The organism is Blautia sp. OF03-15BH (assembly GCF_003463065.1).
GTDB lineage: Bacteria > Bacillota > Clostridia > Lachnospirales > Lachnospiraceae > Limivivens.
Genome location: NZ_QSCM01000036.1, coordinates 1 through 6,122, shown reverse-complemented (window position 1 = coordinate 6,122; position 6,122 = coordinate 1). Strand labels below are relative to the sequence as shown.

Genomic DNA, 6,122 nt, shown 5'->3' with positions numbered 1-6,122 from the left:
ACGACAAACCCTCAAGTTTGCCCCTCACGAAGAGAGACCCTCAACAAGTTTGATTACCCTTTTTTGTTGCCTGCATTTAGAAAACAGATACCACAGAAAGGTTCTTTACTTTCGATGAGCTTAAACTCCATGACACAGTAATCACACTGATGGAGAATTAAAAAACAAGAAAATTTGATAAATTTCGGAAAATGAAGTCCGATTTTGCATCCACAAGTACAAAGTATATGAAGAGATAAATATTCAAAACACAGGAGGTACTGATTATGCAGAACAAATTATTTTTAAAGGCAGCCGATATATGTGAACTTTTGGAAGTAAAACAGACATCGGCTTATGAGATCATCGGAAATCTGAACAAGGAACTGGAAGAATAGGGATATCTGACGCTTAGAGGAAAAGTTCCGACAAAGTATTTTGTGAAGCGTTTCTACGGAGTAGAAGATACTTGTGAGATTCCACAGGAAGAGGGAAAGGAATGGTTTCATGCGTAAGAGAAAAATGTATTTATCAGTGGAAGACATTGCAGAACTCTTTGGATTATCAGTTTCGTTTGCTTACCGGGTGGTGGAAAGAATGAATGCCGATCTGGCAAGCAAGAACTTTTATGTGATTCTCGGTCGGGTACCAACCCGTTATGTAGAGGACAAGATCTATGGTCTGGAACATGTTGAGCAGTATTTGAAGAGGTTTATATGCTGGAAAAAGAAACCGAAAAATCGGATGCTAGAAAAGTAGCTGTGCTGATGAAAGGATATCTGCAGTCGATGAAGTCAAATATTCGAGAAATCATTCGTTATATTGATGACACGACACTTGAAAAATCAAATGATAAAAAGAAAGATAAACAGGAATCTACGAGTACTATACCAGAGGAAGTGCAGGAATTTGTGAATCTGATAATTACAGAGCATATGGGGAAAGCATATTCAGAATGGAAGTTAAAGCAGGATAAAGAGCCAGTAAGTGAGATTGATAAGAAATACCAGAAATTACTGGAAACGTTATCCCCAGAACAGGAAGAAGTGATTACGGAATACTGTAATGCAATTTTCAGCAGTGAAGCAGATACAGAAGAGTTTTTCTATCGGTTGGGATTAAAAGATGGACTGAATCTGAAAAATACGGTAAAATCTGTATTAGAAATGATATCATGAAATCGGAATTTTTGAGGAGATAGATATAAAATGACCTTCCAATTAGTTTGTATAGAACCAAAAGAATTAACGCAATACAAGGCGGATATGCAGGAAGCATTTCAGAAAGGTTTTGAAGATGCTTTTGGGAAAACAGATGCTGTTATTCTGCCTGAAAAGGACATTGACCAGTCGCTGAATGCGGAGGGTTCTGCTGTCTATAAAGCCGTTGTCGATGGAGAAATGGTGGGCGGTGCTGTTGTTATTATCAATGAGAGTACACAGCATAACCATCTTGACCTGCTTTTTGTAAAGAACGGAGTTCAGAGCAATGGTATCGGTAAGAAGATATGGTTTGAATTGGAACGAATATATCCGAACACGAAAGTATGGGAAACCTGTACGCCGTACTTTGATAAGCGCAACATTCATTTTTATGTGAATGTCTGCGGCTTTCATATTACAGAATTTTTTAATGAAAAACATCCTATGCCGGATACACCGGACGATTTTGTCGGTGATGGCAATGAGGGAATGTTTGCGTTTAAGAAGCAAATGCGTTTATGAAATTCCAGTTTGTATGGGAATTTATCAGAAAATGAGGAATAGTTGAAATGGAGGCGCTATAATAACATGAAGATTGAAGGGAACCAGAAAGAACTGGATGCAATGGTAGAATTTCATAAGGGAAACCGTGTCGAGGGACTGAGACTGCAAGAAGAATTTGCAGCGGAATTTCGTAAGGAGTATAAAGACAAAGATCACTGTCCTTGCCTGAAAGCCTGTCGTTATCACGGAAACTGTAAGGAATGTGTAGCAATCCACAGAGCGCATCAGGAACATGTTCCTAATTGTATGCGACCATTGATTAATAAAAAATTGAAATTGATGTCAGAATTAACAGAGCATACCTTGGCAAATGAAATAGAAGCTCCACATGAGATTTTAAGAAAATAGGCAAGTCAAATTCAAGTTTTTGAAACTGAGAAATTGGTATTTTAAGAGGAGGTATGTATTATGAATATAGGATTTTGGTCATGTATAATTTTGGTTATACCATTTGTAATTATAGGTGTGTTATTTGCGATTTTTAAGGAAAAAGCAACTAAATTTGTTTCAGGATTTAATTCATTTTCTAAAGAAGAACAGGCAATGTATGATAAAGCTCAGATCTCTCGTGATATAAGAAATCAGTGCTTCATATGGACTGTTATAATGTTAGCAGGAGCGACATTATCCTGCTTTTTAACCCCATATATGGCTATACCAACCTATATTATTTGGTTAGTTCTGTTTTTTAGAGAAGTCCACTTTGATAATCATAAAGCGTTTAAAAAATATTTATTAAAATAAATTATTGTTTGCAGGAGATGCTTATTTATGAAAAAAGGGATAAACAAATCAATCTTATTTTACATTGCATCAGTTCTGTTTTTCATAGCGTCAGCTATTGGCTTTACGAGTGGAAATGAAAGTTCTATGGCTATAGTATGGTTATGTCTTGGTTCTTCATTTCTTTGCTTGGGTTCGACTCATAAGAAAAAGGAAAACAATACAGATGATAAATAATTTCCTGCTTGTATTGTTGGAAAATCGGAATTCATAGAGTTCTTTTGTGATTTGCAACTGCTGGTTGACAGATTTACAGCCTGAAATGGTGGAATGCAAACAGCAAAACTGTTATATTGAGCTCATAAAATCTGCAAAAGGAGAAAAAAATGATTTTAGCTGATAAGATTACAGAGGAAAGAAAAAAGAATGGATGGTCACAGGAAGAACTAGCCAATCAGTTGGGCGTATCCAGACAGGCAGTATCTAAGTGGGAAAGTGCAGGAGCTGTTCCAGATTTGCAAAGAATTTTACAGATGTCGGAGCTATTTTGTGTTAGTACAGATTACCTATTAAAAGATGAAATGAAAGCAGAAAATATCACCTATCACGAAAGTACTGAAAGCTATGCAGAACCGTTGAAAAAAGTAACTATGGAGAATGCAAATGAATTTCTTGACATGAAAAGAAATGGATCCAAAGTAGTGGCAAACGCAACAAGTATGTGCATCTCAAGTCCAATATTATTGATTGTTCTTGTGACAATGGCAGAAGATGGCGTATTTCATGTTTCGGAATCTCTGGCAACAGTATTTGGATGTGTTTTTTTGCTTGGAATGGTTGCGGCAGCCGTCTTTTTGTTTATTACATATGGAATGCGAGAATCACATATGGAACATTTTGAAAAAGAATGCTTTGAAACAGAGTATGGTGTATCTGGAATAGTACGAGAAAAAAAAGATTCCTATGAACCGATTTTTATCAGAGGAACAGCTGTTGGGGTAGTGCTTTGTATACTGGCAGTGATTCCGACAATTATTGCTGGAGCCATGGAAACGTCTGACTATTGTTGCGGCCTTTCCGTTGGATTGCTGCTATTCATACTTGCAATAGGAGTGAATCTGTTGGTTCGTGTTGGGATAGTAAAAAGCAGTTACGATACCCTTCTTCAGGAAGGCGAATATACAAAAGAAGAAAAACTGTTTAAGAAAAAGACTGACACGTTTTCTGGTGTATATTGGTGCTTGACTACAGCGATTTACCTTGCATGGAGTTTCTGGACGATGAGCTGGGATATTACATGGATTGTATGGCCGGTTGCTGGTGTTTTGTTTGCAGCATTGCTTGGTGTGGTGAAAATGGTGTTAAAGAATGGCAGTGAAACTCAGTACTATATTTAAGATGGAGTTAAGTTTTTTTCGCATATTATACGCATCCAGAAATTCCAGTTGACCGAGTTCTTTAGAACGAAGGATTGGTGGATTAGAAAGTGTCTTTTACAGGAAGGTGATTAGATGAATGATCAATTCTTACAAGGGGTAATATTCGATTGGAATAGAATTGATAACGATAGTTATTTAAAGAGAATTAAGGCTTTTAAGGGGATTCAAAAACTTGATTTCAACAAAGCAATCACCTTTTTTGTCGGAGAAAATGGCAGTGGTAAATCAACTTTATTGGAGGCACTTGCCGTAGCACATGGTTTTAATCCTGAAGGTGGAACAAAGAATTATGTTTTTTCTACGCATGATACACATTCAGAGCTGTGTGATGCGATAAGAATTTCCAAAGGTTATCGAAAGGAAAAGTGGGGTTATTTTCTTAGGGCTGAAAGTTTTTATAATGTTGCAACGAAGGAAGAAGAATATGCAGATCTCGCACATCCTTCTGCCAAATATCATGAAAAATCACATGGAGAGAGTTTTCTCGCATTGGCACAGAACAATCTGCATCCAAATGGCTTGTATCTTTTTGACGAGCCGGAAGCTGCATTATCGCCGCAGAGACAGCTTACATTGTTGATGCAAATATACAGATGTGCAAAAGAGGGAGCACAGTTTATTATAGTTACGCATTCGCCAATTTTGTTAGGAATACCAGATGCAGATATCTATTGTTTTGATAATGGACGCATACATCTGTGCGAATATGAGGATACAGAGAGCTACCAGGTAACAGAAATGTTTATAAACAACAGGCAGATGCTGTTGGATAGATTACTAACAGATTAGATAATAAAGAAATTGACAACTTCAAGTTTGTAACGAAGGTATTTGCGATGAAAGGAATTAAGATTGAGTTATTGGGGATTGCAATAATACCTTTAGGAATTGCTGTGACAACAAATAATTTTTGGGGATATGTCCTAGGTGTTCTTGGATTTGGCGTCGCTGTAATTGGCTGTTTTCTAAAAGATAATCACTGATAACTTCTTGTTTGAAAAATTGAGAAAACGTAATATTGAACAAAAAGAAATGCACAGTCTCGCTTATCGTGAACTGTGCATTTTTGTAAATAAATACTTTTAATTAGCCGATTACGGCATCCTCTGCTGTAAAATGTTCCAGAGAATTTTCTTTTACCTGAATGCAGATATAAGTAATTCCAGAAATATCGGATGCAAAAAACTGACGCTTTGCAGTAGGTGCGATTTTTAGCCAGTCTCCAGTTGAAAGGCTAATTTCTTCTCCGTCAATTATGGCTTTGCCGTTACCTGAAAGAATTCCATAGATTTCTTCATTTTCTTTATGAGAATGAACAAATGGGACATTTGCTCCTGCAGGTAGTTCGTTTAAACTGATTTCTGCACCTGTTAAAGACAACTTTTCATGCAGCTCAATTCGGTTTTCCTTTCCAATAGTTGTTTTTGTGTAATTTGCCATAATAACCTCCATAGTTAATTTGTAGTTTCTGGTTGCTTGGTATTAGTATAGTGTGAGACACATACAAAAACAAGTACGCACCTTTTTGTAACTGTACACTCAAAAATGAATGTGTTACAATAGACTCGGAGGTGAGAATTATGAGAGCAAAAGAAGAATTACCGGAATGCCCAGTTGCAACAGCAGTATCTCTTATCGGAGGAAAATGGAAACTGCTGATTTTGCGTAACTTGAAAGAGCGTCCATGGAGATTTAATGAGCTACAACGAAGTATAGATGGTATTTCACAAAAGGTTTTGACAGATAGTTTAAGACAAATGATGAGTGATGGGCTGGCATATCGCCACGATTACCATGAGCAGCCACCGAGAGTTGAATACGGCTTAACGGAACTCGGGACAAAAATGCTTCCAATTGTTAATTCACTTGCTGACTTTGGTAACTACTATAAATCAATTATTGAACAGAATTAAGGACGTTAGTATTTGAAAAGCTTGAACAATTCCAGTTTGGAGAATTGAAAAAAACGGAATTTACCTATTAAGACATATAAACTGTTGACAATAAAGCTCCTATATAGTATGTTTTTAATAAACTACTATATAGGAGCTTTTGTATGGAAATGAATGGAGGATTTCTTGTTACCAAAATAAAACAGCTTGGAGACCGGATTTTCGAGAAGATTCTCAGTGAAAAGAATATTGATGCGTTTAATGGTGCATATTACGCAAGAACTGCGCATCCGTTCCAGAGGAACGGAGCGCCATTCCGCTTC

11 protein-coding genes and 1 pseudogene are annotated in these 6,122 nt (G+C 36.8%); 11 read left to right on the top strand and 1 reads right to left on the bottom strand.

The window, feature by feature from the left end; all coding sequences use genetic code 11:
• Positions 1-486: 486 nt before the first annotated feature.
• The 9 genes from DXA57_RS16985 to DXA57_RS17370 all read left to right on the top strand — a co-directional run bounded on the left by DXA57_RS16985 (position 487) and on the right by DXA57_RS17370 (position 4,890).
• The gene (locus DXA57_RS16985; protein WP_117768425.1) at positions 487-738 is read left to right on the top strand and encodes a hypothetical protein; all 252 of its coding nucleotides are present in this window, start codon (positions 487-489) and stop codon (positions 736-738) included.
• A complete protein-coding gene (locus DXA57_RS17615) occupies positions 696-1,157 on the top strand; it encodes a hypothetical protein (protein WP_243005829.1) in 462 nt (153 codons plus the stop codon). Before DXA57_RS16985 ends, DXA57_RS17615 begins: the two co-directional genes overlap by 43 nt.
• 30 nt (positions 1,158-1,187) lie before the next feature.
• Positions 1,188-1,703 carry a GNAT family N-acetyltransferase gene (locus DXA57_RS16975; RefSeq protein WP_009244780.1) on the top strand — a complete coding sequence of 172 codons (516 nt, stop codon included), beginning with the start codon at positions 1,188-1,190 and terminating at the stop codon, positions 1,701-1,703.
• 66 nt (positions 1,704-1,769) lie between these two features.
• Positions 1,770-2,093 (top strand): hypothetical protein, encoded by a 324-nt coding sequence (locus tag DXA57_RS16970; RefSeq protein WP_004613237.1) that lies wholly within the window; start codon positions 1,770-1,772, stop codon positions 2,091-2,093.
• 60 nt (positions 2,094-2,153) lie between these two features.
• Complete coding sequence (locus tag DXA57_RS16965) at positions 2,154-2,489, top strand: DUF3784 domain-containing protein (RefSeq protein ID WP_009319994.1); 336 nt, start codon at positions 2,154-2,156, stop codon at positions 2,487-2,489.
• Positions 2,490-2,516: 27 nt separating this feature from the next.
• Positions 2,517-2,705 (top strand): hypothetical protein, encoded by a 189-nt coding sequence (locus tag DXA57_RS16960; protein WP_005342828.1) that lies wholly within the window; start codon positions 2,517-2,519, stop codon positions 2,703-2,705.
• A 149-nt stretch (positions 2,706-2,854) separates the two neighbouring features.
• On the top strand, positions 2,855-3,865 hold the full coding sequence (locus tag DXA57_RS16955) for a helix-turn-helix domain-containing protein (protein ID WP_117768424.1): 1,011 nt from the start codon (positions 2,855-2,857) through the stop codon (positions 3,863-3,865).
• 114 nt (positions 3,866-3,979) lie between these two features.
• A complete protein-coding gene (locus DXA57_RS16950; protein ID WP_117768423.1) occupies positions 3,980-4,696 on the top strand; it encodes an AAA family ATPase in 717 nt (238 codons plus the stop codon).
• 47 nt (positions 4,697-4,743) lie between these two features.
• A complete protein-coding gene (locus DXA57_RS17370; protein WP_199612776.1) occupies positions 4,744-4,890 on the top strand; it encodes a hypothetical protein in 147 nt (48 codons plus the stop codon).
• A gap of 103 nt (positions 4,891-4,993) precedes the next feature.
• Here the strand turns inward: DXA57_RS17370 and DXA57_RS16945 are convergent, their stop codons facing one another.
• Entirely contained in the window at positions 4,994-5,347 is a 354-nt protein-coding gene (locus tag DXA57_RS16945) for a cupin domain-containing protein (protein WP_020993869.1), read from the bottom strand.
• 140 nt (positions 5,348-5,487) lie between these two features.
• On the opposite strand from DXA57_RS16945, the gene DXA57_RS16940 reads away from it, so the two are divergent.
• Together DXA57_RS16940 and DXA57_RS16935 are read left to right on the top strand one after the other, a co-directional pair.
• Positions 5,488-5,820: a winged helix-turn-helix transcriptional regulator gene (locus DXA57_RS16940; protein WP_008373705.1), complete on the top strand. Its 333-nt coding sequence runs from the start codon at positions 5,488-5,490 to the stop codon at positions 5,818-5,820.
• Positions 5,821-5,963: 143 nt separating this feature from the next.
• A pseudogene (locus DXA57_RS16935) lies at positions 5,964-6,122 on the top strand (MarR family transcriptional regulator); the annotation flags it as partial.